Origin of the sequence: Streptomyces sp. NPDC056160, from assembly GCF_042268205.1 — a bacterium.
In the GTDB taxonomy this organism is placed as follows: domain Bacteria; phylum Actinomycetota; class Actinomycetes; order Streptomycetales; family Streptomycetaceae; genus Streptomyces.
This window is the reverse complement of record NZ_JBHJUW010000055.1, coordinates 27,381-50,845: the sequence shown is the minus strand read 5'-3', so window position 1 is coordinate 50,845 and position 23,465 is coordinate 27,381. Positions and strand designations below refer to the sequence as shown.

Genomic DNA, 23,465 nt, shown 5'->3' with positions numbered 1-23,465 from the left:
TCGAAGAACTCACCCGGCAACTCGGCGAACTCGACGTGGAGAGCGAGAACCTGCGCATCACCCGCAAGACCCTCCTCACTCTCCCGCTGCCCTCACCCGGCACGGGGCCGGACCGCCCCGACATCCCGGACCACCCCGCCTACCGGCAGATCCTCACCGCCCTGGCCGACGCGGGCCGACCGATGCGCGCCCGCGACCTCTGCCAGGCCCTCGACCTGCCGATCCTCCCGAAGAACACCGAAGGTATCCGCTCCAAACTGAAACGCCTGGTAAGCAGGGGCATCCCCATCGAACCCGAACCCGGCCTGTTCGCCCGCCCCGGCGTCTGACGCCATCCCCCCACCCACGACCAGCGGTCCTTCCCCAACCTCAACCACGAAACGGACAAGAGCTCACGTTCCGCACTCTCAGCTCCCACTGACAACCCTGCCCGACCAGCACCCGAGGCAAGTGATCCGCACCGCAGGACATCCCGCGGAATGCAACACGCTCGACGATCGGCTTCGCGAACGGCGCCTCGATGAGCGACCTGCTCAATCGCCACACGAGGGCATCCGCACACGGTCTCTGTGCACACCAGGCACAGGCCCGCCCGGCACATCGCCCGTCGCCCTGGTGGCCGGGTTGCCCTCGCCATCCAGTACGGCCACCTGCGCACCGCCCTCTCCGGTGGCTCCGCCTCCCGCGGCCGTGAAGGCATCGACGACCTTCGCGGTCTCCTGGTCGGCGAAGCCGTGCCAGACGGGCTCCGTCTGGCACGAACAGCTCCACCGGCCAGCCGCGGTACACCAGGTTCTCCCGGCTGGGAGCGGGCGGCCCGTCCAAGAGGACCACGATGTCCAGATCAGATGTCGGGCGTCGGGCGGTCGGTGAGCACGCCGGCGGCGAGGAAGGCCGCCCGGGCGGTGGGGAATCGGTCCCGCACCGGTTCGCGGGCGATGAGTACGGGGTCATCCATCATCGCGGCGTACGTGCCGGCCCTGCCCGAGACACTGGTCAAGATCCACCGAGTCACGGGTGTGTCCCAGCGGGCCCTGGTCTCCGACAGTCGGCAAGGGGCGCGGCCGGTGGTGGCGCGTGTGGTGCCACGGCGCCTGTAACAGGCATGTATCCGGCGGGCGGTCGGGGGAACGGCTCGCCGTGACTGAGCAGTCCTGTTGATCAGAAACGCTCGCCGGTACCGATTGCCACCGACTCGTGCGGAGGCGTACAGGACAGTACCGAGCGGCCGGTCCCACCAACCGATCAGAGCAACCCGTCGGCCGCGTCCACCGCTTCTTCCCAGGACGGCGGTACGGGAGCGGGCAGCGGCTCCGGTCAGGGCGACGGCGCGCAGGACTCCGAGGGCGCCGGTTCGGCCGGGAACGGCTCTGCGGGCAAGGACTCCTCCTCGCAGGGCGGGGCAGCGGGCAGTGGGTCCGGCGCGGCAGGCAGTACCGGCAAGGCCGCCAGGTGCCGTACCGGCGAGCTGGAGATCACGGCGGTGGACAGCACCATCGACGGCGACCCCGACCGCACGGTCGCGGTGACGATGAAGAACCACGGTGGCCGGGACTGCACGATCTCGGGGTACGCGGGCGTCGACCTGAAGCTCAAGGAGGGCTCGCTGTCCGCGAAGCGCACGGGTGAGAAGGCCACCTCGTCGGTCCTCGAGGACGGGCAGTCGATCGCCTTCGGCATCCACTACCCGTCCAACGACACGGGCGGCCACGGCGTCCGCGTCACGGGGCTGCTGGTGACGCCGCCCAACGAGACCAGGACGGTCACCCTCGCCTGGCCCGGCGCCGCCACGCTGCCCGTCACGGACGACACCACCTCCCAGGTGACGGTCGGCCCGGTGGGCAGCGCCGGCCAGGGCGGCTGACCGCACACCCGGCCCGACGACCCAGCAGCGCACGTAGCTCGCCGATGTCCGGCACGAGCCGCTTCAGTGCGATGTGGTCATCCTCCCGGGCATGTTCCGGCTGCCAGGAGGAGCGGTCACGGATTCGGTGTCCAGGCAGGTAGACGACGCGGACGCCGCGCTGCTGCGCCAGTGCATCGAGCTCCCGTCGGAAGACGAAGTCCCCCTCGCTGGCGCCGCGATACGAAAGCACCGCCTCACCGGGCCCGTAGTCCAGGCCCTCCAGCAGGGCAGGCACGCACCAGCGTGATACCCGGGGAAACGCCACCTATCGGTTCTTCCCGTTCCTCGACGTTCTGCTCGTTTCACCAACAGGCCGCAGGGGCTGCAAGGCGCGGGAACTGTCCGGCGCGAGGGACGCCGTCGGTAAGACCCCGGTGATCGCGGACGGCGACTACCGCGGCACCGGCCTGCTCATCCTGTACCGCTGCGAACGCGGCCGGGCCGGACTCTCGCCCACCTACGGGTGGGGCACGGCTGTGCCCGGCAAGTTGCTCACCGACTCCCTGAGCGCTCTCATCCGCAACGCCCGCCTGACCGTGATCGGCGGCCAGGGTCGGCCGTTGTGCCGCCCCCGTGTCGACGAGGAACGGCAACCGCCCGGGCTTTCCCTTCGCTCCCCCGCAACGAATACCCGCCGCCGTGAGCGCCGGCGCATCGCCATCACCTCGACCACCTCATGGGCGCGCCACTACGTGGAAGACGAGCCGGCGATCACCGGCAAGGCGATCCGGTGGGCGGGCTGCTGTCGGAGCTGTGGAGCGTACGTACCCCCTCCGCTCGTGGCTGGACTTGTGCGACAGCGGCAGCTTGGACGCTCATCGGTCCCGCCGGCCTGGCCCCCGCCAGCGCCGGCAGGAGCAGTTGTCAAAGGCTGTGGATCAGTAGCTCTTCACGCTGTCTCGTGGCTCAGGTGGACGAGTCCTACGACGGAGTCCAGGCGGGTCCGCAGGGCGGGGTCCGGGGTCGGTGGGGTGGTGAGCAGCAGCACCTGGGCCGTCGGGTGTTTCTGGGGGTAGAGGTCGTCTTCATCGTCGTCGCCGGGGAACGGGTCGGGCTGGATCTCGATCCGACCGTTGGGGATGCCGGCGAGGTGGCAGACGCCCCGGTAGTCGCTGTCGCGCTCGGTGAAGACCAGCCCGAGGCGGTCACTGACGAGCCGGACCAGCTCGCCGGGGAACTCGTGGAACGCCGTCGGCTCGCCTTTCGCCCGGCGGTGATCTTCTTGACGGCCTCGGGGAGCTTCGCGCCGTAGAGCTGGGCGAACGTCCTGATCGCCGTGACCGCGAGGTCGCGCTCCTCGGGGTTGCAGATGTCGTGAAGTGCCTTGCGCGCGCAGAACCGCTTGCGCTCGACGGTGGCCTCGTCGACGCGTTCGTCGTGGCATGGGCCGGTCCTGTTCTCCCACGGCTAGGCCAACGGACAGGTGAGGACCGTGCCACAACGGTTCACGGGGACGGCGCGGGTGCCGTCACGCGGGCACGCAGACCTCCTGGCCTTTCATCGTGTACTGCTCGATCACGTCGATGAGCGGGTAGACACAGCCCGGGGCCAGGTAGGTGGTCCACACCTCCGTGCCGGTGTCGTCGCCGGGGAAGAGCGGACCGTGGACGTTCCGGCTGTAGTTCGCGGCGCCGCCTGTGGTGTTCTGCCAGCCGAGCCGGACATGGACGATGTCGCCCGCGTGCTTCCAGTAGCCGACACCGATGCGGCCGGTCTGGCCCACCCCACCGGTGACGTCGATGCAGAGGTCGCCGTTGCCCAGGTTGGTGCACCGCTGGACGTATGCCTGCGGTGCGCGGGGGGTGGCCGCCGTGGCCGCGGTCGCCGTCGTCAGCATGATGCCGGCGGCGGCACCGATGATGAGCCCGGTTCGGATGGGTGCGCGCACGGAGCGGTCCTCTTCTCTCGATTGCGGGGCGGGTGCCGTGAGCCACGGCCGACGCCTTCAGCATTCAGGAGTCCCGCGCACTCGGACAGCGTGAATCAGGCCAACCGGCGTGACGGCGGGCGAGCAGACGGCGCAGCGTCGCCGGGAGCGGGACCGTCACCTGCCCGGTCAGGGGCTCCAGGTGAAGCCGAGGATGTCCACGGCCCCGCGCGATGTGTACGTGATCCGCTCGCCGGTCGCAGCCGGCGAGCGGGCGTCGGCCGCCACGGCGGCCGCTGCCGCCGGCGGCGCGGACAGCGGAAACCGGCGGTCCCCGTGATCCCGCGGGTCGGGTAGCGCGTCCAGGAAGGGACACAGCCGGCCTGCGGCGATGAGGGTCCCGAGCAAGACGCATGGGCCCGGTGTTCCGGCGCGACGGGTAGGAGGAGGACGCAGGGGGCGGCGCGATCTCGTTCGGTTCTCACAGGCCTCGGCGACCACACGATCACCGGCGCCGTACCTGACTGCTTCCCGGCCCCGGAAGCGGACATGACGCAACGTCACGGGCGATGCGTTTGAATCGGACGGAGCCTCGCCATCCGATGCGCCTCGTCTTTCACCGGCCGGGATCGAGGCTGTCCGGCTCTGATCAGATGGGCAGGGCGACGACGGTGAATCGTTCGGTCTGCGGTGATGACACCTCCGTGCGGGCATTGGTCAGGTAGAGGCGGTCGCCGAAGCGGGCGACGCCCGTCGGTACGTCGAAACGAGGGTCGGCGCGCTGGTCGATGAGGCGGCCGGAGGTCCCGCTCGCGTTGAGCCGCACCACCGAAACGACGTTGCTTCCGCCTTGTACCACGTACAGCGTCCGGCCGAGCATGAGCAGCCCGTCGCCGCCGATGAGGGTGACGCTGCCGAGGTGGACGTGGGTTCCTGCGCCGCTGACGGGGTCCACTCGATGGAGCTGCCCCGTGTTCGACTGCGCGACCAACAGCGCGGTGCGGTCCGGGGTCCGCACGATGCCGCTGACGTTCCAGACCTGTTCCTCGCTCTTGCCGGTATCTGGCGGCTCGACCTGAACGCAGACTGGAAACCGCGGTTCACTTGGCTACTCGACCTCGTCATGGACGGACTGCGCGCAGGCGCGCCCAACGCCCGGCGACGGGACTGGCCGCGCACGGGCGCGCCGTCACCGTGGTCGAGCGCGATGCCGAGCCAGGCATGGCGGGAGCCCGGTCGGCGCGGCATATTTCACGCTCCTGGCGGGACGCGGGCGAACCGGAACAGTGATGGAGCAGTGAGGGGGGACGGGTGGCGGGCTTTTGCCGGGCAGATATCAGTCGCTCGCGCCAAGAGTGTGCGCAAGTGCGTCGAGGGTCACGTCGACGATGGCGCGCAGGTGCTCCGTGCTGGTCCCGGCTCTGCTCATGACGGCGAGGGACTGGTTCACGGCCGCGAGGTGGGTCGCGAAGGACTCGGCCGCCTCGTCGTCCAGTCGGCCGGCCTTCAGCGCGGCGCGTAGCCGGGTGTGCTGGAAGCCGATCGCCTCCCGTGCGTGCGCCGCCACGCTCGGGCTCAGCACTGGGGTCGCCATGACGGTTTGGGCCACCAGGCATCCGTCGGGCAGACCGGGGTCCGCGATGCGTTCCAGGGTGACGTCGAAGAACGCCCGCGCGGCTGCCAGGGGCTGGTCGGCGGCGCAGGACAACGCGGCGTCGTACTTGTCTCCGTAACGCGTCGTGTATCGATCCAGACAGCGCGTGAAGAGCGTGTCCTTGTCGCCGAAGGAGGAGTAGATGGAGCTGCGGTTGAGTCCGGTCGCCCGGGACAGGTCGTCCACCGACGTGTCCGCGTAGCCGGCCCGCCAGAACTGGATCATCGCGGCATCGAGCGCCGTGGCGATGTCGAACTGCTTCTTGCCTGCCACTCCGCACCTCCCTCTTGCTCTGCCCTTCCTGGTGGAGACTATCCTCTCATCTTGAACCAACCAGTTCAAGATGGGGTAGGGTGAAGGCATGATCAAGGCCGGATACCCCGCGAACCGCCCAGCGCAGGGACACGCGCACCGCATGCTCGCGGTCGGCGCCATCGCGTTCGTCTACACCGTCGTCATGGCGGGCGGAACGCTGACGATCCCGCTGTACGTGCTGTGGGCCGCGCAATTCGGCTTCGGACCGCTCACCACCGTTGTCGTGTTCATCGCCTATGTCGTCGGAGTCGTCGGCACCCTGCTCGTGGCCGGTTCACTGTCCGACGCCATCGGCCGCCGTCCCGTTCTCGCGCTGTCGCTCGCCCTCACGGCGCTGAGCACTCTGGGATTCGCGCTGGCAGACGGCCTCACGGTCCTGCTCATCTCGCGTGTGCTGAGCGGCGTGGCGACCGGGCTCATCACCGCGACGGCAACGTCGGCGATCGCGGAACTCGTGCGCGGGCGCAGGACGGCAGCAGTGCTGAGCACCGCGGCCAACATCGGCGGCCTAGGTCTCGGCGTCGTCGCCGCGGGCGTCCTGGCAGAATGCGTCACGGCACCGACTCACACCGTGTTCTGGTGCTACCTGGCGACGTGCGCCGTCGCCGGCGTCTGCTGGCTGGTCATCCCCGAGACCGCAGAAGGGCCCGCAGACCGAACGGCGTGCCGGCGGCCCCGTATCCGTCGCCCGGCCTTTCCCGACGGAGCGAGCCGGGTGCGGTCGTTCGTCGCCAGCGGCGTGCTCGTCGCGGCCTCCTCGGGCGTCAACGGGTTCTTCTCCTCGCTGGCTCCCGCGTTCCTGCGCGACGACCTGGGTGTGTCGAACTTCGCCGTCATCGGCGTGGGCGTCGGCGCGCTGTTCATCAGCGCGCTGCTGGCGCAGGTCGTCCTGCCTGCGGCCCTTGTGCGACGCGACATGGGGACGGCCCTCCTGGTCGTGGGGATGATCGTCATCGAGGTCGCGCTGTGGACCCACTCCGTGCCGCTTTTCATCGTCGGCACTGTCTTCGCCGGCGCGGCAGTCGGAACGCTGCTCCGACATGGTCTGAGCGTTACCGACACACTGTGCGATCCCGGCAATCGAGCCGAGCTCAATGCGACCTACTTCTTGTTCCTCTACTCCGGGCTCGTCGTCCCGGTCCTGCTGCTCGGTTTCGCCGATCAGGCCGTCGGGACACGGGTCTCCAGCGCCATGCTCGCCGCTCTCGTCGTGTCCACCGCTCTCGTGGGCCTCGCCCTCGGCCGACGCGCCGAATCAACCAACACACCTGACACCTTCAGCAGACCGTCCACACACCTCACACCAGTGGAGGAGAACCATGAATAACCCCGCAAGCACCCCCCGCGTCTCCGGCAACCCGGTCCGTGACCTGCCGCTGCCCGACCTGGCCGGTTTCACCCACCGTTGGGTCGACGCGGACGGCGTCCGGCTTCACGCGGTCGAGGGCGGCCGGCCGGACGGTCCAGCCGTCGTGCTGCTCGCCGGGTTCCCGCAGACCTGGTGGGCATGGCGCAAGGTGATGCCGAACCTGGCAGACCGATTCCGAGTCATCGCGATCGACCTGCCGGGCCAGGGCCACTCCGAACGCCCGGACATCAGCTACGACACGCACACGGTCGCTGCGCACGTCCACGCCGCGGTCAAGGCTCTCGGAGTCTCGACATACTGGCTGGTCGCCCACGACATCGGCGCGTGGGTCGCCTTTTCCCTCGCCTTGAAGTACCAGAGCCAGCTGCGTGGCCTGGCACTGCTCGACGCCGGCATCCCGGGCATCACACTCCCCGACGCCATTCCGACCGACCCCGAGCAGGCGTGGAAGACCTGGCACTTCGCCTTCCACCTCGTGCCCGACCTGCCCGAGACACTGCTCGCCGGCCGCGAACGGGAGTACGTCGGCTGGTTCCTGAAGGTCAAGACCCTTTCCCCTGACACCTTCGACGACGCCGAAATCGAGCAGTACGCCGCGTCCGTCGCCGCCGGCGGCGGTCTCCGTGCATCCCTGGCCTACTACCGGGACGCCGCCGAGTCGGCGCGGAAGAACCACGAAGCGCTGGAACAACAGCGCCTGACGGTCCCGGTTCTCGGGATCTCCAGCAGCCACGGCTCCATCCCCGACATGGCAGCTTCCATCGGGCCGTGGGCCGACCACGCCACCGGGATCGTCGTGCCGGACGCGGGACACTTCATCCCCGATGAACAGCCTGAAGCCGTCGCTGCCGCTTTGAGCGACTTCATCACCGAAAACGACTGAGACGGGGCGGACGCAAGGGTGAGAACCGGCACCCCACCCCTGGCGTCTTCGGGCCCCGCCACGTGCTGGTGGGGCCCGGACGACGGTGGAGTCGACCGACACCTGCCGCGCCTTTTGCCGAACACGCTCCACCAGCGGTTGTCCCGGCAGATCGGTCTGCGGCAGGTGAGCTGCGGCGCGGCCCGGCGCAGGACCTCGTACACGTCACTGGCAGCGCCGGCGGTCAGGTGGAAGGTCCAGGGCGCCAGCCCGCCACCGGGACAGCGGCGCGCAGCGCCTTCGTGTACTCCTCGGCCGGGGTGTCCAGGACCTGTGCGCAGTCACCGTGTTCGACCACCCTTCCGTGGCGCAGCACCAGCACGGTGTCGCACAACTGCCGTACCACCGCGAGGTCGTGGGAGATCAGAAGGTAGGCGATGCCCGTCGCTGAGCGGATGTCCGCGAGCAGGTTGAGGATCTGAGCCTGGATGGACACGTCCAGGGCGGAGACGGCCTCGTCCAGGATCAGGACGCGCGGTTCAGCGGCGAGGGCTCGGGCGATGGCGACGCGTTGGCGCTGGCCGCCGGAGAGTTCGCGGGGGCGGGCAGTGGCCTGACGGTCGGTCAGGCCGACCTGGTCCATCAGTTCGGCGCGCCGAGCTGCCCGCCCGGCGGTGGTCAGCTCGGTGTGGTGGCGCAGTACCTCGTCGACCGCCGCTCGGGCGCTCTGGCTGGGGTCGAGCGAGGTGTAGGGGTCCTGGAAGACGATTTGCATTTCTCGCGCTCTGCGGTCGCGTTCCGCCGAGCGCCGGGCCGGGGCCGTGCGGTCGCGGCCGAGGACGGTGATGCTGCCGGCGCTGGCGCGTTCCAGGCCGACGAGTATGCGGGCGATGGTCGTCTTGCCCGATCCGGATTCGCCCACGATACCCAGTGAGCCTCCTGGCTCGATGGCGAATGTGACCTGGTCGACCGCTGTGTGGTGGGTGCGGCCGCTCATGCCGTCCGGAACGCGGAAGGTCTTGCTGAGGCCGGTGACCGATACCGCGGCAGCGCTCATGACTTCGTCTCCCGGGCGTTGATCTCGGTGACCCGGTGGCAACGGACCAGGCCGCCGTGGAAGGGTTCCAGTCGCGGCCGCACCGCGTGGCACGCCGGCTGGACGTGGGCGCAACGCTGCGCGAAGGCACAGCCGTTCCCGGCCTCGAAGGCCGACACCGGGCGTCCTCGGATGGCGTCGAGACGCTCGGCCCGTTGCTCGATGGAGGGGCGCGAGCCGAGGAGCCCCAGGGTGTACGGGTGGGCAGCGCGGGTGTGCAGTTCGGTTGCTCCGCGGAGTTCGATGATCTGGCCGGCGTACATCACGGCGACCCGGCCGCAGACCGCGAGGGCCAGGTCCAGATCGTGGGTGATGAAGACCATGCCGAGGCCGCGTTCGCGGCGGAGTCGGTCGAGGATGCCGACGACCTCGGCCTGGATGGTGACATCCAGGGCGGTTGTGGGTTCGTCCGCGAGGATGAGCCGGGGTTCGGCGAGCAGCACTGATGCGATCATGACGCGTTGCAGCATGCCGCCGGAGATCTCGTGCGGGTGCTGCCGCAGCCGCCGTACCGGGTCGTCGATGCCGACCTCGGCCAGTACGACGGCGGCCCGGGCCTCGGCTTCCTTACGACGGACGCCGCGGTTGCGGATCAGGGCTTCGGTGAGGAAGGCGCTGATGCGACGGGTGGGGCTGATGTGCGCGCGAGGGTCCTGGAAGACGACACCGACGCCGTTGTCGCGGTAGCGGCGCAGCGCGCCGGCGTCCATCGCGCCGACCTCCTCGCCGTCGAAGCTGATGGTGCCGTCGAGTCGCGAGCCCGGCGGCAGCAGCCGGGTGACGGCGCGCACGGTCATGGACTTGCCCGATCCGGACTCGCCGACCAGGCCGAGCGCTTCACCGGGGGCGAGGGTGAGGTTGATGTCGTCGAGCACGGTCTTGTGCGCGTCGGCCCCTGGGTCGTCGCCGGCGAGGCGCACGGTGACGTCACTGAGTTCCAGTAGCGGTGTGGCGGTCATGAGAGCGCTCCGGTGAGGGCTTTGCGCATCCTGGGCTGTGCGCGGCGGCGCAGGTAGGGCTGGGGGCGCTCGCCGTTGATACGGGAGCCGAGGACGGTGAGCGAGAGCACGCAGAGCACGATGAGCACCCCGGGCGCGAGGATCGGCAGCCAGTAGCCGCCCATCAGGGCGTTGCTGTCGCTGACCATGACGCCCCAGTCGGGGGTGGGAGCCTGGACGGCAAGGCCCAGGTAGGACAGGGAGGCGAGGTCGAGCAGTGCGTAGCCGAACGCGATGGCGGTCTGCCCGAGCACCACCGGGGTGATGTTGCGCAGGATGTGGCGCAGCGTGATCCGCAGCACGCCGAAGCCCTGGACGGTGAGCGCGTCGACGTAGGGGCTGACCCGTTGCTGTCTGGCGGCGGCCAGCACTATGCGGGCCAGGAAGGGGACGTAGGCGATCGACAGGGCAGCGGCGGCCGGGGCCAGGCCGGGACCGAACAGGGCCACTGCGATGACCGCCAGCAGCAGGCCGGGAGTTGCGTAGACGAGGTCGAAGAGGCGGGCGATGACGGCGGCGACCATCCCGCCGGACCAGGCGGCGGCGAGGGCGAGGGGGATGCCGGCGAGCAGGGCGACGGCCACGACCAGGACGGGGCCGATCAGGCTGGTGCGTGACCCGTACATCAGCCGGGATGTGATGTCCCGGCCCAGGCCGTCGGTGCCGAGCAGGTGGGTGGTGGAGGGCGCGGCGTAGGGGTCGAGCACGGACTGGGCGTCGGGGTCGTGGGGGGCGAGCAGCGGGGCGGCGATCGCGATGAGCAGCACGATGGCGAGGAAGACCGCGGCGGCGGTGCCGGCCGGTCCGAGCAGCGTCCGTAGCCGGGTCAGGCGTGTGCGTGGCGGCCGTGCGGGGGCGGTGTCGGGGGGCCAGGTGAGTGCGGCGGTCATGTGGTCCTTCCGGTGCTGCGCAGTCTCGGGTCGATCAGGGCTTGGACGAGGTCGCTGAGGGCGTTGCAGATGACGAAGGCCGCGACCAGGAGGAGTGAGACGGCCTGTACCACCGGGAAGTCCTTCTGGGCCACGGAGCTGATGGTGAGCTGTCCCATGCCGGGAACGGCGAAGGCGGTCTCTACGATCAAGGTGGCGGCGAACGTTCCGGAGGTGAGCAGCGCGACGGCGGTGACGATCGGGGGCAGGGCGTTGCGGAACACGTGGTCTCGTAGGACCGCCCAGCGAGGCAGGCCGCGCACGAGAGCGGTCTGGACGTGTTCCTTCGCCAGTTGTTCGCGCAGCGCGTTGCGGGTGATCCGGGCGAGGAAGCCGCAGTTGGTGAGCGCCAGCGCGCCGGCCGGCAGGACCAGGCCCCGGACCTCGCCGCCGGTGCCGGTGCCGAGACCGGAGGCGGGGAACCAGCCCAGACGGACGGCGAAGGCCGAGATCAGCAAGGCGGAGGTGACGAACGGGGGGACCGTGACGGAGAGCGAGGTCAGGGCGTTGGCGGCGCTGTCCACCGGGCCCCGCCGCAGTGCGGCGGCGGCGCCGAGACCGAGGCCGAACACCACGACCACGCCCATGGTGAGGGCGACGAGCATGAGGGTGACACCGAGTCCGTGCCCGACGCGGCCGGAGACGGCCTGACCGGTCACCATGGAATGGCCGAGGTCACCGTGGAGCACGCCGGTCAGCCAGTCCCAGTAGCGGACCGGCAGCGGCCGGTCGAGGTGGAGTTGGTGGGCGACCGAAGCGCGGGCGGCGGCGGACGGCGCGCGGCTGCCGAACAGGACGTCCTCGGGGCTGCCGGGCGCGAGGTAGAGGCTTCCGAAGATCACGACACTCGACAGCAGGAGCGTGGTGGCCAGTCCGCCGAGGCGGTTCAGCAACAGCCGGCCCATCAGGGCGCACCCACCGAGGCGGCCCAGGCGTTGTCCATGTAGGAGAAGGTCAGGAGGGCTCCGGTGACTGCCTGGTTCTGGAACAGCAGGGCGCGGGGCGCCACGATGGGTATCCAGGGCAGGTCCCGGGCGATGACCGCCTGGGCCCGGGTCACGTATTGGGCGCGTATCCGCTGGTCCCGTGTGCCCTGGGCCTTGGAGAGGTCGGCCTCGACGGTGGGATCGGTGTAGCCGTTGAAGTTCTGCGCGCCGCTCTTGGTCGCGTAGCTTGCGTACATGTTCGCGGCCTCGGGGTATTCCAGGTAGTTGATGGTGAGGAAGGAGTCGTAGGGGGCGCGGGCCTTGGGTGTGATGAAGAGGTTGCCGTACTGCTGGTCGGGCAGACCGGTGATCTTCGTCTTGAGGCCGATCGAGTTGCCGGCCTGCTGGAGGACCTGGGCGATCTGGGCCTGGGCGGGGCTGTCGGCGGCGTAGCCGATGTCGATCTGTCTGCCGGTGGCCCCGGCTTTCTCGACCAGTTCGGTGGCCGCGCCGGTGTCGGGGCGCCGCACCAGCTTCTGGTAGGCGGCCGAGTAGACGGACCTGGCGGGGCTGGTCTGCCACATGCCCGGACCGGCGACGGCGTGGAGCGGGTCGGCCGCGCCGTTGAAGAGGGTTCGCGCGATGCCGTCCCGGTCGATGGCCATGGACAGCGCCTGCCGTACCCGGACGTCGGAGAGGGGACCGGTGAACCGGGAGACGATCAGGTCGATGTTCTGGGTGGTGGAGCCCGTCGCGCCGACGTAGAGCTTTCCGTTGGTGGTCCTGCTCAGCCGGGTGATGGTGGACGGAGGGAGGTCGAAGGCGCCGTCGAGGCTGCCGGATGTCAGCGCGTTGGCGATCGCCGAGGGGTCGGCGAGGAATCTGAAGGTGAGGGTGGCGGCCTTGCCTGCGTGGGCGCGGTCCCAGTAGGCGGGGTCGCGCTTGAGCACCATGGTGTTCGTGCCGTCGAAGGAGGCGATGGTGTACGGACCGGAACAGACCACCCCGGTGTCGGCGTTGCCGAAGTTCTGGCCCGCTTTGACCGCGAACTCCTTCTCGACGACGGCCCCGGCCAGGATGCCGAGGCTGCGTACGAACACGTAGTCGGGCTTGCTGAAGCTGATGGTCACCTGGCGGGCGCCGGTCGCCTTGACGGAGGTGACGTCGGCGTAGGAGTCGGCGTAGTTGCTGGCCTCGTCGGGGTCCTTGTTGCGCAGCAGGCTGTACACGACATCCGTGGCGGTGACCGGATGCCCGTCGCTGAACGTGGCACGCGGGTCGAGGTCGAGGACCAGGTGCCGGGAGTCCGGCTGCGACCAGCTCTTGGCGATGCCGGGGTTGAGGCTGTAGTCGGGGCCGGTGCGCAGCAACGGCCGGCAGACGTTGCCGAGGACGGTTTCCTCGGGAAAGTCGGCGGTCTTGAGCGGGTCCTCGGAGTACGGGGCACGGTAGTCGCCGTACCAGGTCAACTTGTCCAACGGACCCTTGCCGGGTGGGGTGGAGACCCGCGCTGTGCTGAAGTTGCTCGTGACCCCGGCTCCGGTGCCGGAGCCACAGGCGCCGGTGAGCAGGGCGAGCGCCACGAGAAGGGGCGCGGCACGCAGGAGTGTTCTGTGCACGATCGTGCCTCTCTTCGACGGGAACGGCGCGTCCAGACGGCTGCCGGCCCGGGCTATCGGGCGGCGTGGACGAGCGCGCCCTCGACGTAGGTGCGCAGCACCCGCGTCTCGCCGATGGCGTCGGCCGGCCCGGCGAAGGGATTGCGGTCGAGTACCACCAGGTCGGCGTACTTCCCGGTCTCCACCGAGCCGGTGTCGGTGTCGAGGTGGTTCACCCGTGCGGTGCCGGCCGTGTAGGCGGCAAGGGCGCTGCCGAGGTCGAGGCGCTCCGCCGGGGCGAGGACACGGTCGTCCGCGCCGGGGCCGCGGCGGTTGACGGCGACGTGGACGCCGAGCATCACGTCGGGGGTGCTCACGGACCAGTCGCTGCCGGCGGCGAGCATCGCGCCGGAGCGGACGAGCGAGCCGAAGGGGTACTGCCGGCCGGCCCGCGGCTCACCGAGGAACGGAATGGTGAGGTCGTCCATCTGTGGTTCGTGCATCGCCCACAGCGGCTGGATGTTGGCGGTGGCCCCAAGCTCGCGGAAGCGCGGAATGTCATCGGGGTGGACGAGTTGCAGGTGCGCCAGGTGGTGACGGTTGCCGCGCGGGCCGTTGCGGCGCAGGGCTTCCCCGACTGCGTCGAGAGCGCTCCGCACCGCGCGGTCACCGAGGGCGTGGAAGTGGACCTGGAAGCCTTCCGCGTCGAGCGAGCTGACGTACCCACCGAGTTCTTCGGGGTCGATGAAGTCCAGGCCGGACGTGCCGCTGGAGCAGCCGCAGCCGTCGAGGTAGGGCTCCAGCATGGCGGCGGTGTGGTTCTCGGCCACGCCGTCGAGCATCATCTTGACGCTGCCCGCGCTCAAGCGCCCCGTCTGTGCCTCCTCACGCCGGGCGAGGAACCGCGGAAGCTGCTCCATCCCGCTTTCCCGGTCCCACCACTGGGCGGCACGCACCCTGGCGGTGAGAGTGCCCTGCGTGGCAGCGGCGAGATAGGCGCCGTAGACGTCGCCGGGCCCGAAGCCCGGGCCGACCGCGGCGTCCTGCCAGCCAGTGATGCCGAAGCTGTGCAGGTGGCGCTGGCCTGTGAGGAGTCCCTCGTAGAAGTCCTTTGCGGAGACGGCCGGGATGTGCCGCGTCACCAGTTCGGCAGCGCCTTCCTGAAGCATCCCGGTGGGCGTGCCGTCGGCGTCGCGTTCGATCCGGCCGTCGGGCGGGTCGGAGCTGGCATGGGTGATCCCGGCGATGTCCAGGGCGCGGGTGTTGGCCCACACGCCGTGGCCGTCGCGGTTGGGCAGGGCGACGGGACGGTCGGTGACCACGGCGTCGAGCAGCGCGCGGTGCGGAGTGCCGCCGGGAAACGCCTCCATGCTCCAGCCGCCGCCGGTGATCCACTCGCGGTCCGGGTTGGCGGCGGCGTAGGCGGCGACGGTGTCGATGTAGTCCTGGGCGTCCTCGAGATCGTGCAGGTCGCAGGTGCGCATGGTCGTTCCGGCCAGGACGGGGTGTACGTGGGCGTCCTGGAAGCCGGGAAGCAGCAGCTTTCCGGCGAGGTCGACGACCTCGGTGCCGGCGCCGATGAGGTGGGCGACGTCATGGTCGCTGCCGACGACGACGATGCGCCCGTCGCGGACGGCGACCGCATCGGCCCAGGAGCGGGCCGGGTCGACCGTGTAGACGGGTCCGCCGCTGAAGACGAGGTCGGCGAAGTGGTGATCGCGGGGCACTGAACCTCCGTGCGAGAGCTCGAAAGGAACTTGTATCGGCCGGATGAGCGAACATCACAGCCGATGACACGGGCACTGTCAATGACGTTGACAAGGTGCAGCGGTTACGATCGGATCCACTCATCTGGAGGCATGGCCCCGGCCTGGAACGGAAGGAACCGCAGTGGCGGAGCAGGGCACCACGGCAGCCGGCCCCAAATCCAAGCGGCGAGCGGTACTCAGCCGCGAAGCGATCCTGAAGGCGGCCATGCGGCTGTGCTCGCCCGAAGGCGGCGGGCTGTTGACGTTCAGCCGGCTCGGCAGGGAACTAGGCGCGGACCCTACAGCCGTCTACCGGCACTTCCGCGACAAGGACGAGCTGGTACTGGCGTTGACCGACCTCCTGATCGAGGAGTCGCTGGCACTTGCCGCACGTTCGGCACCGGATCACCGGCATTGGCGCAACTGGCTGAGCGCCACCGCACACGCCATCCGCACCGTCCACCTCGCCCGGCCCGCGCTGGCCGTCCTCTGTGCGACACGCACCACCGCCAGTCCCGCCGAGACCAAGAGCGTCGAGGAGATAATCGACGTCCTCCACCGCGCCGGACTGCCGGTGATCGAGGCCGCCGAGTGCTACCGGACGCTGCTCGACCTGACCTTGGCCTTCGTCCAGTCCTCGGCGGCGTTCCTCACCCTGGACCCGGAGGCCCAGGCCAAGGACGACGCCGCCTGGGCCGTCAAGTACGGGTTGCTGCCGGCCGACCGGTTTCCTCTGCTGCACCAGAGTTCGCCTCGGCTGACCGAGCTGTTCCGCAACGACGAAGAGGTCTTCCGGCTGGTACTGGAGACGTTCCTGGACGGGATCGCGCTGAAGATCGAGCGTGCGCAGCGCACCGGGTGAGCGAGCACGCCGGGAGCGCTGCGGACGACACCGCGGAAGCCGAGTCGGTGGAACGGCTTGCCGACCTCGTCGATGGTGTGACCGCAACGCCTCGGCGGCCTGTCACCGGCGGAGGAAAGTCCATGACCACGACCGCCGACCGCGTTCCGGACGCTCCTGGACCAGTACGGCATCCCCCGGTCGAAGTCCTGGCGAGGCCTCGGTAGCTGACTTCTCGACCATCCGGGATCCGTGGGAGAGTCAAGCTCGGGCTCGCCGACTCGACAGAGCAGCACGGCGTGGTCGGGGTGCGGCTGTTGGCCGACCGGCGGAGCCGGCCCCCTCCAGGACGGTTCAGCGGTCGCGCCACCAGCGGGCCCCGGGGCCGAAGACGTCCCGGAGGGTGTTGGTGGCGCAGTGGATCTCACCCTCGCTGACGTGTACATCGATGAGGTCGTCCACGTAGCTCACCCGATAGCCGGTGCTGCGGAAGGCAGCGGTGATCGCCTCGGCGAAGACGTCCTTGCCGTCCACGATCGGGCCGTACGGCTTGGGGGCGACATAGCGGCCGCCGTTGAGCACGAGCCCGTTGGCGGTGCCGGGAATCTCGGCGACACTGTCCCGCATCGCCTTGAGCTGCTTCTGCTTGACGTCCTTGGCCGGCCCGTCCTCCATGCCGCGGATCTCTGCCTCGAGCATGGCGTAGTCGAGAGAACGAGCCGTGAAGAGGGCCGGGACGCGGATGATTTCGGCATCGGTCAAACCGGCCTTCGCCCTCAGCACGGCGATGTTGGTGTCGATCCGTTCGGCCGCCCGCTCGTTGGTGCCGGTGAACTGGGTGTCGGCAAGAAAGCCGTCGATGGTGCGCTGGTCGATGCGTCCGTCGTACGGCCACTCCAGCTTGGGCAGGCCACCGTGCAGGAGTTCGCCGCCATGGCCCTTCTTCCGGACATCGCGCAGGAGGGCGAGACCGGCACGCGGATCCGCGACCACGGCCCGCCAGCCGAGCCTGCTGCCGGGTACCGGAAGGAACTGCACGAACTCGTCGACGTGACCGATGGTCAGCCATGAGGTGTCCAGGGAAATCGGGTCCTGCATTCCCTGGGCGCGCAGGAAGGACAGCATCTCGGGAGCGGGACCGCTCTCCCCCCGGAGCCAGCCCGTTCCCGCCGATCACGACGCGGCCGTGCGGGTTGCCGGGGCTCGGCGGCACTGTTTCCAGGTTGCCCATCGAGTCGTAACTGCTCTTCTCGTCCACGTCGGGGACGTGGGAGATGTGGACGGCGGCCACGTCGTGTCCGGCCAACTCCGTGAAGGCGGTGCGGGCGGCGACGCGCCGGTCGTCGTTGACCGAGGTGATGAGGACCCGCATACCGTGCGGGCGACCGTCCGGACCGGGGATCGCGGTGTAGCCCGGCTCGAAGATGTCCTGGGCCCAGACGTCGCCCTTGGTGTCGAGGGCGCGCGAGTCAGACGTCACCCCGCCGTCGGGCAGTGCGGCATCCAGCTCCCTGACGAAGGCCTCGGCGTAGGTGTCGCCTTCGGCGGTCGCAGCCCGCAGCACCTTCTGAACCGGGGCGGTGTTGAGCTGGGTGAGCACCGGGGCCTGACGCAGCCTCAGGTGTGCCGACGCGCTGGCGCCGTCCGCGGTGACGGTGAGCGTGACGGTGGTGCGACCGTCCCAGTCCGCGGGGTCCCTGATCACGTCGAGGCCTTCGACGCCGAGTTCCACGCCGCGCCGCAGCTCCTGCGCCGTCAGACGGGTCTGCGGGCCGACCGCCTCCCAGCCGAGCGGTGCCGAGCCGCCGGGCCGGTGCACGAAGAGCCGTATCCGATGGGCATCTTCGGCCGGAATCGTGATCCGTCCGCTCGCGGAAGCAGGGGCACCGGCCCAGGAACGCGTGCGGAACCGGGCGATGTCAGCCTCGTCGTCTCTGCCGTTGACGATGTCGTCGGCGGCATCGTTGCAGGCGGCGAGGTCGCGGTCGGTCTTGTTCTGGTCCCAGCGGTGGTCGCGGACCGACTGCGCCCACTCCGCCTCGGCCTTGTCCCGATCGGGCTCCTTCTCCAGTTCTGCTTGCTTCTCGTACAGCGCGTCGTCGTTGGCGGCCTCGCGCTCCACTGCCTGCTCGACCAGGGCGTGGGCTCGGGCCCGGCACGCGCCTGCGTCGTCGTCGATGTTGGGGAGGAAAAGCAGGTCCGGGCCGGCTTCTGCGCGCTGCTCCGCCCGGAGGCCGGCGAGCGGTGTGCCGACGGCCGCGGCGGGAAGGACCGAAGCGAGGAGGCCGGCGCTCACGGCACCGGTCACAAGGATGCCGCGGGTGTGGTGTCTCATGGCACGCATGCTCACAGAGCGGTTTGCGATTCCTGTCAGGCTGCTGTCAGCGAGAGGTCAGGGGCTGGGCGGCGGGCGGACGGGACACGGTCGGCCGTACTCGCTCAACGGTCGCCGCTCGAAGCGCCCCTCCGGTGCGGGACCATGCCGTCCTCCTGGCGGTGCTGTCGCTCTGGCGGCGGTTTGCGTGTCGGGGAACCAGTGCAGGCAGCTGATCGTCTTCCCGGACATGCCCTCCGTTCTCGTTCTTGGAGTCGATCCGAACACCGTGCCTGGTATGGACGGGGGCGCCATCCGCGCGGCCCTCGACCAGGAGCTGGCACGCTTTGGTGCCCATGCCGTCGATGCCTCCATGACACTGATCGCGCTGGACGAGTCGGCGGAGCCCACGGTGATCGCGGCACTGTCCGAACGCGAGTGGGACGTCGTGGTCATCGGTGGCGGGATTCGCAAGCCGGAACCTCTCCTGCCGCTGTTCGAGCAGGTCGTGAACCTGGTCCGACGGTATGCACCCAAGGCCGCGGTCGCGTTCAACACCAGCGGCGGCGACAGCGTCGAAGCGGCCAGACGGTGGCTGTGAACCCCGGCCGGGCGGGTTGACCGTGCCTGCCACGAGTCGGTCATCGGCCGCTGTGCCTGCAAGGAACGGATACCCGTCGCTCGGCACCCGACTGCCGACGGGTTCGTAGCGGTCGTCGGTCTGGGGCGTGGACAGCCGGCGCGTGGCGAAGTCATCGAGGATGCGCAGGTCGGGGTAGATGAGTTCGCGCATGCGTGTCCCGGTGCGGTCCGTGTGGCCGTCGGCGGACTCGGCCAGGATCCCGCGTTGTTGTTGTCGTGCGCTGAGGCTTCGTGCCAGGGGTGAGCGCCTGTGCGCCCCCGAGGCCCTCTCCCGCGCCTTGGGGAGGCACGTCACGGTCGACGCATGGGGGGAAGACAGGGAAGCGTGTGTGGGCCGCGGCGACGGCACGGACTGCCCGAACGGCGAGGTGTTCGAGCCGGGCGAGGCCGGCCCTCGATGTGAGGAATGCCAGCATCACTGGGAGCTGGACGAGACGGAGCGCAGCCGTCAGCCGGCGGTGGACCACGGTCTGACAAGGCCGAACGGCGACCCGGACGAGGCAGCACACCGCGGGACAGCCGCATGAGCTTGTTCTTCGACGGGCCATGACCTGCACTGACCGGTGGCGGGGAAGGCTCGCGACCGGACCGGGGGCGGCTGCTCCGGTGTGGCACGCCATGGGGCTGCAGCGGACCGACGACAAGATCGCCTTCGCGCGGCAGCGGGAAGCCGAGCAGGAACACGGTGATCGGGGCCGACAGCCCGCTGGACACCACGGTCGAGCGCATCATGCACGAGAGCGCACTCGTTCATCTTCCGACCCTGGACGCCTGAATACCCGGACGGGCCCGGCGGTCAGGGGGCGTGGGCGGCGTCGGGACCTGTCGGCCGCGAGCCCGCGTCCTCAGGGTCCGGTGTCATCCGCAGGACTGACACGGTTGCGCGCGGTCCGACCGAAGGCGGCCATCGGAACGGGAACTGCGGCTGACTTCACGGCCCGCTCACACCGGGACGATGGACCGGTACCCAGATGGCAGTACCCCTACGGACAGGCGAGCGTCGTCAGCGTCGCCGGATCGAGTACGCCGGTGTCCGGCCTCGGTGCCGTGGGGCAACCGACAGTGAGAGGAAGTACCCAAGATGGCCAAGCTGCAGAGCCTGGACGCGAACACGCCGGCGCAGTTCATGGCGGAGACCGGGCCCATCGTCCTGGCCAACACCTTCTTCGTCCCGAAGGCGAGGACCGAAGAATTCCTGCTCCTCTTCCGGAGGCAGGCGGATTTCATGAAGGCTCAGCCGGGCTTCGTCTCCCTGCAGATGCACAAGGGAACGGCGGACAGCCGACTCCTGATGAACGTCGCGGTCTGGGAGTCGACCGAGGCCCTCGCCACGGCGTTCGGCAGCCCGGAGTTCCAGCGTATGGCGGCCGAGTTCCCCGACGACATCGTGTCGTACCCGCACATCTTCGAGCAGATCGACGTATGAGACGGCAGCTGTAGCCAGTAGCGGGCAACCGGAAAAACCCCCACCCTCATCCGGGCAGTCATCCACCGTGCACCGAGCCGGGCCGCCGATGCCGCGGGCGCTTCAGCGGCCGGCTCGTCCCGGCCTCGCCCTCACTGCGGGCGCGTCGCTGATCCTCAGCGTGGTCAGGGGGATCCCCCCGCTGCTCGCCCCGATCGACAACCGGAGCAAGGCGTCGACCCTGGCAATCGGCCCGCCGATGGGAAGCAGCAGATGAACCGCTGGGCCGGCTCCCCTACGTCCGTGCCGCCCTCATCATCGCGGCCTTCGCCCAGCTGGTCGCCCCCTCGCCTGACCCCGCGGGCCGACGCCGCCCAGGCGACGCACAAGTCCCACTCCCCGGGCGGCAACGAGCCACCGGAATCCCGGCATCCGGGCATGCGGCCGCCGTCCATGTCCACACCCGGCCCTCCCGGGCCGCCTGACAACTTACGGAGAAGAACCATGTCGCTGAAGAAGATCAACACCGTCCTGGCCGGCGCCTTCATCCTCTTCATCCTCTGGTTCGGAGGGGAGTTCATCCTGAGCCCCGAGACGACGGCGCCGGGCTTCGGCCTGCCGAGCTGGCCGGCCGGCGACGGGGACGGCTTCCTGATCATCAAGGGAATCCGCGACGTCGTCCTAGCTCTGGTCCTGGGCGTCCTGCTGGTGACGGGCCGTCGTCGGGCGCTGGGCTGGGCGCTGCTGGTGGAGGCTCTTGCCGCGTACGGCGACATGGCCACCGTGCTGGTCCACCACGGCTCCGTGGCCACCGCGCTCGGTGTCCACGGCCTGACCGCGACACTGATGGTGGTCAACGGCCTGCTGCTCATGCGCGAGACCCGCAAGGTCGCGGCGGTTTCGGCAACGCCCGTCCCGCAGCCCGCCTACCGGTAGGCCCGTCACGTCCCCCTCGCCACCGAGGGGTCCGGTCCCCGCACCGGACGCTTCATCGCCCGCCATGGCGAGATCGCCTGGTCCTGGGACCGGCGGTGCCGGGTCACCGGCCTGAAGCGGACACATGCTCCGCCGACTCCACCGGTTCTCCGGCGCTTCGGGCAGCCGTCGTCGGTGGACCGGATCACCTGCGGCCACAGGCGACCCGGACATGTCCTGCTGCGCATTCGAGATGGCGGGCGCGGACAGGGCCGAGTCCCGGTCGTGGGTTTCCGGGGTTACAGCGGTTACAGCCAGCCGCGTTCGTCGGCCACCCGCACCGCCTCCATCCGGTTGCGCGTGCCGGTCTTCGCGATGGCGGACGACAGATAGTTGCGGACCGTGCCCCCGGAGAGGTGGAGGGCGCCGGCGATGTCGGCCACGGAACCGCTCGCCCGGGCGGCCAGCAGGACGTCCCGTTCGCGTGGGGTCAGCGGTGACTCGCCCGCGGCGAGGGTGGCGGCCGCGAGCTCCGGGTCGACGACGCGCTCTCCGCGCATCACGCGGCGGACGGCGTCGGCGAGCGCCTCGGGCGGGGCGTCCTTCACCACGAAGCCGACGGCACCGGCGGTCATGGCGCGCCGTAGATAGCCGGCCCTGCCGAAGGTGGTGAGGACGACGACGCGGCACCGCGGCACCCGTGCGGCGAGCTGGGCCGCGGCGGCGAGCCCGTCGAGTCCGGGCATCTCGATGTCGAGCAGGGCGACGTCCGGGTCATGGGCGAGCGCGGCGCCGACGACCTTGTCGCCGCGGTCGACGGAGGCGACGACCTCGAAGTCGTCCTCCAGGTCGAGCAGGGCGGACAGCGCGCTGCGGATCAGGTCCTGGTCGTCGGCGAGCAGCAGCCGGATGGTGCGGTGGGTCGTCATCGCGTCGTCTCTCCCTGTCTCGTTCCCGGCGCCCGGCGTCCGCCCCTCACAGCGCCACCCGTAGCCGCCAGCCGCGCGGTGCGACCGGCCCGGCTTCCAGGACGCCGCCGGCCTCCGCCACCCGCTCCCGCAGCCCCACGAGTCCGTTCCCCGCTCCCCCGGTGCCGCCGCCCGCGCCGTCGTCCCGGATCTCCACGGCCGACGCGGTCAAGGTCACCTCGCACCGTGTCGCCCGCGCGTGCCGCACCACGTTCGTCAGCCCCTCCCGCACGACCCACCCGAACAGCTCCTGCCGTTCGGCCCCGACGGGGTCCGTCGTCAGCGGCAGCCGTGCCTCCACGCCTGCGGCGCGCAACGGCTCGCGCCCGCGGGCGAGTTCACCGGCGAGGGTCACCTCGCGGTACCCGGAGACGGCGGCCCGTACGTCGGCGAGGGTCTGCCGGGACAACTGCTCGACCTCGGTGATCTCGTCGACGGCGCGCTCCGACCCGGCGACGGCGAGCTTGCGGGCGAGGCCGCTCTTGACGGTGATGACCGTGAGGGAGTGGCCGAGGAGGTCGTGCAGGTCCCGGGCGATCCGGTCTCGCTCTGTCTGCTGGGCGAGCCGGGCGACCTCGGCGCGGGCCTCGACGAGCGCCTGGTTCGACTGGGCGATCTCGCCGAACGCGGACACGGTCAGCGCGGTGAAGACGAGGGCGACTGCCTCCAGCCAGCCGGGGCCGCTGTGCCAGGGCCGCACTGCCCAGGGAACGACGACGGCGGCCACCGCCCCGGTGCCGATCAGGAGGGCGGCGTATCGGCGGCGGCGCAGCGCGGCGAAGGCGACGATCACCGTGCACAGGAAGAACGCGTACTCGTGGGCGAACGGTAGCGTGGCGACGAACAGCACGGTCAGCACGGTGAACGGCAGGACCGGGTGGCGCGGCGCTCCGCGGCTCGCGGCGAGCGTCCCCAGGACGTAGCAGACGCAGAACGCGGCCACGAGGGCGAACCCGGCGATCCGGGCACCACCCGTGCTGTACTGGGTGACCCCGACCGCGGTGACGGCGGGGTAGGCCAGCATGCCGGCGGCGAGCAGCGTCCGCCGCCACCCCCGTGACCAGCGCTGCGGATCACTGCCCACCGCCCGGGTTCCTGGCATCTGCATGGCG

The 23,465-nt window shown here is 70.2% G+C and carries 21 protein-coding genes and 2 pseudogenes; 10 read left to right on the top strand and 13 right to left on the bottom strand.

Annotation, left to right across the window (positions count from 1 at the left end; translation table 11 throughout):
• From ACFC02_RS21405 to ACFC02_RS21390, 4 genes and pseudogenes are all read left to right on the top strand, one after another.
• Positions 1 to 329, top strand: a 329-nt coding sequence (locus tag ACFC02_RS21405) for a hypothetical protein (RefSeq protein ID WP_376359427.1), incomplete at its 5' end; no start/stop codon positions are given.
• Between the two features lie 815 nt (positions 330 to 1,144).
• Entirely contained in the window at positions 1,145 to 1,864 is a 720-nt protein-coding gene (locus ACFC02_RS21400) for a DUF4232 domain-containing protein (RefSeq protein WP_376359436.1), read from the top strand.
• A 347-nt stretch (positions 1,865 to 2,211) separates the two neighbouring features.
• A pseudogene (locus tag ACFC02_RS21395) lies at positions 2,212 to 2,355 on the top strand (IS5/IS1182 family transposase); the annotation flags it as partial.
• Positions 2,356 to 2,816: 461 nt separating this feature from the next.
• The gene (locus ACFC02_RS21390; protein WP_376359424.1) at positions 2,817 to 3,158 is read left to right on the top strand and encodes a hypothetical protein; all 342 of its coding nucleotides are present in this window, start codon (positions 2,817 to 2,819) and stop codon (positions 3,156 to 3,158) included.
• Between the two features lie 216 nt (positions 3,159 to 3,374).
• On the opposite strand, the gene ACFC02_RS21385 is transcribed toward ACFC02_RS21390, so the two are convergent.
• The 3 genes from ACFC02_RS21385 to ACFC02_RS21375 form a co-directional block, all read right to left on the bottom strand.
• Positions 3,375 to 3,794, bottom strand: a complete 420-nt coding sequence (locus ACFC02_RS21385) for a hypothetical protein (protein ID WP_360980573.1) — start codon at positions 3,792 to 3,794, stop codon at positions 3,375 to 3,377.
• Positions 3,795 to 4,422: 628 nt separating this feature from the next.
• A complete protein-coding gene (locus tag ACFC02_RS21380) occupies positions 4,423 to 4,791 on the bottom strand; it encodes a hypothetical protein (protein WP_376359421.1) in 369 nt (122 codons plus the stop codon).
• A 318-nt stretch (positions 4,792 to 5,109) separates the two neighbouring features.
• Positions 5,110 to 5,700, bottom strand: coding sequence for a TetR/AcrR family transcriptional regulator (locus ACFC02_RS21375; protein WP_376359419.1), 591 nt, complete (start codon positions 5,698 to 5,700; stop codon positions 5,110 to 5,112).
• A gap of 142 nt (positions 5,701 to 5,842) precedes the next feature.
• Between ACFC02_RS21375 and ACFC02_RS21370 the strand changes: the two genes are divergently transcribed.
• Both ACFC02_RS21370 and ACFC02_RS21365 read left to right on the top strand, forming a co-directional pair.
• Entirely contained in the window at positions 5,843 to 7,069 is a 1,227-nt protein-coding gene (locus ACFC02_RS21370; RefSeq protein ID WP_376359416.1) for an MFS transporter, read from the top strand.
• Positions 7,062 to 7,994, top strand: a complete 933-nt coding sequence (locus ACFC02_RS21365) for an alpha/beta fold hydrolase (RefSeq protein WP_376359413.1) — start codon at positions 7,062 to 7,064, stop codon at positions 7,992 to 7,994. Before ACFC02_RS21370 ends, ACFC02_RS21365 begins: the two co-directional genes overlap by 8 nt.
• A gap of 223 nt (positions 7,995 to 8,217) precedes the next feature.
• On the opposite strand, the gene ACFC02_RS21360 is transcribed toward ACFC02_RS21365, so the two are convergent.
• The 6 genes from ACFC02_RS21360 to ACFC02_RS21335 are packed head-to-tail and all read right to left on the bottom strand — an operon-like array spanning position 8,218 to position 15,247.
• Positions 8,218 to 9,030, bottom strand: a complete 813-nt coding sequence (locus tag ACFC02_RS21360) for an ABC transporter ATP-binding protein (RefSeq protein ID WP_376359410.1) — start codon at positions 9,028 to 9,030, stop codon at positions 8,218 to 8,220.
• Positions 9,027 to 10,028, bottom strand: coding sequence for an ABC transporter ATP-binding protein (locus tag ACFC02_RS21355; protein WP_376359407.1), 1,002 nt, complete (start codon positions 10,026 to 10,028; stop codon positions 9,027 to 9,029). Before ACFC02_RS21355 ends, ACFC02_RS21360 begins: the two co-directional genes overlap by 4 nt.
• Positions 10,025 to 10,957, bottom strand: a complete 933-nt coding sequence (locus ACFC02_RS21350; protein WP_376359404.1) for an ABC transporter permease — start codon at positions 10,955 to 10,957, stop codon at positions 10,025 to 10,027. Before ACFC02_RS21350 ends, ACFC02_RS21355 begins: the two co-directional genes overlap by 4 nt.
• Entirely contained in the window at positions 10,954 to 11,901 is a 948-nt protein-coding gene (locus tag ACFC02_RS21345; protein WP_376359401.1) for an ABC transporter permease, read from the bottom strand. The genes ACFC02_RS21350 and ACFC02_RS21345 overlap by 4 nt, the downstream gene beginning before the upstream one ends.
• Positions 11,901 to 13,541, bottom strand: a complete 1,641-nt coding sequence (locus ACFC02_RS21340; protein WP_376359398.1) for an ABC transporter substrate-binding protein — start codon at positions 13,539 to 13,541, stop codon at positions 11,901 to 11,903. The genes ACFC02_RS21345 and ACFC02_RS21340 overlap by 1 nt, the downstream gene beginning before the upstream one ends.
• A gap of 53 nt (positions 13,542 to 13,594) precedes the next feature.
• Positions 13,595 to 15,247 carry an amidohydrolase gene (locus tag ACFC02_RS21335; RefSeq protein WP_376359395.1) on the bottom strand — a complete coding sequence of 551 codons (1,653 nt, stop codon included), beginning with the start codon at positions 15,245 to 15,247 and terminating at the stop codon, positions 13,595 to 13,597.
• Between the two features lie 163 nt (positions 15,248 to 15,410).
• Here ACFC02_RS21335 and ACFC02_RS21330 point away from each other — a divergent pair, with 163 nt between their 5' ends.
• On the top strand, positions 15,411 to 16,130 hold the full coding sequence (locus tag ACFC02_RS21330) for a TetR/AcrR family transcriptional regulator (protein WP_376359392.1): 720 nt from the start codon (positions 15,411 to 15,413) through the stop codon (positions 16,128 to 16,130).
• Positions 16,131 to 16,463: 333 nt separating this feature from the next.
• Here ACFC02_RS21330 and ACFC02_RS21325 read toward each other — a convergent pair whose 3' ends face one another.
• Both ACFC02_RS21325 and ACFC02_RS21320 read right to left on the bottom strand, forming a co-directional pair.
• Positions 16,464 to 17,234 (bottom strand): protein-arginine deiminase family protein, encoded by a 771-nt coding sequence (locus tag ACFC02_RS21325; RefSeq protein WP_376359389.1) that lies wholly within the window; start codon positions 17,232 to 17,234, stop codon positions 16,464 to 16,466.
• Between the two features lie 49 nt (positions 17,235 to 17,283).
• A pseudogene (locus ACFC02_RS21320) lies at positions 17,284 to 18,444 on the bottom strand (protein-arginine deiminase family protein); the annotation flags it as partial.
• Between the two features lie 229 nt (positions 18,445 to 18,673).
• On the opposite strand from ACFC02_RS21320, the gene ACFC02_RS21315 reads away from it, so the two are divergent.
• From ACFC02_RS21315 to ACFC02_RS21305, 3 genes are all read left to right on the top strand, one after another.
• Positions 18,674 to 19,024, top strand: coding sequence for a hypothetical protein (locus ACFC02_RS21315; RefSeq protein ID WP_376359386.1), 351 nt, complete (start codon positions 18,674 to 18,676; stop codon positions 19,022 to 19,024).
• A 1,122-nt stretch (positions 19,025 to 20,146) separates the two neighbouring features.
• Positions 20,147 to 20,491 (top strand): antibiotic biosynthesis monooxygenase family protein, encoded by a 345-nt coding sequence (locus ACFC02_RS21310; RefSeq protein ID WP_376359383.1) that lies wholly within the window; start codon positions 20,147 to 20,149, stop codon positions 20,489 to 20,491.
• 483 nt (positions 20,492 to 20,974) lie between these two features.
• On the top strand, positions 20,975 to 21,406 hold the full coding sequence (locus ACFC02_RS21305) for a DUF4267 domain-containing protein (RefSeq protein ID WP_376359379.1): 432 nt from the start codon (positions 20,975 to 20,977) through the stop codon (positions 21,404 to 21,406).
• A 287-nt stretch (positions 21,407 to 21,693) separates the two neighbouring features.
• On the opposite strand, the gene ACFC02_RS21300 is transcribed toward ACFC02_RS21305, so the two are convergent.
• Both ACFC02_RS21300 and ACFC02_RS21295 read right to left on the bottom strand, forming a co-directional pair.
• On the bottom strand, positions 21,694 to 22,314 hold the full coding sequence (locus ACFC02_RS21300) for a response regulator (protein ID WP_376359376.1): 621 nt from the start codon (positions 22,312 to 22,314) through the stop codon (positions 21,694 to 21,696).
• A 46-nt stretch (positions 22,315 to 22,360) separates the two neighbouring features.
• Complete coding sequence (locus ACFC02_RS21295) at positions 22,361 to 23,461, bottom strand: sensor histidine kinase (RefSeq protein ID WP_376359373.1); 1,101 nt, start codon at positions 23,459 to 23,461, stop codon at positions 22,361 to 22,363.
• Positions 23,462 to 23,465: the final 4 nt, after the last annotated feature.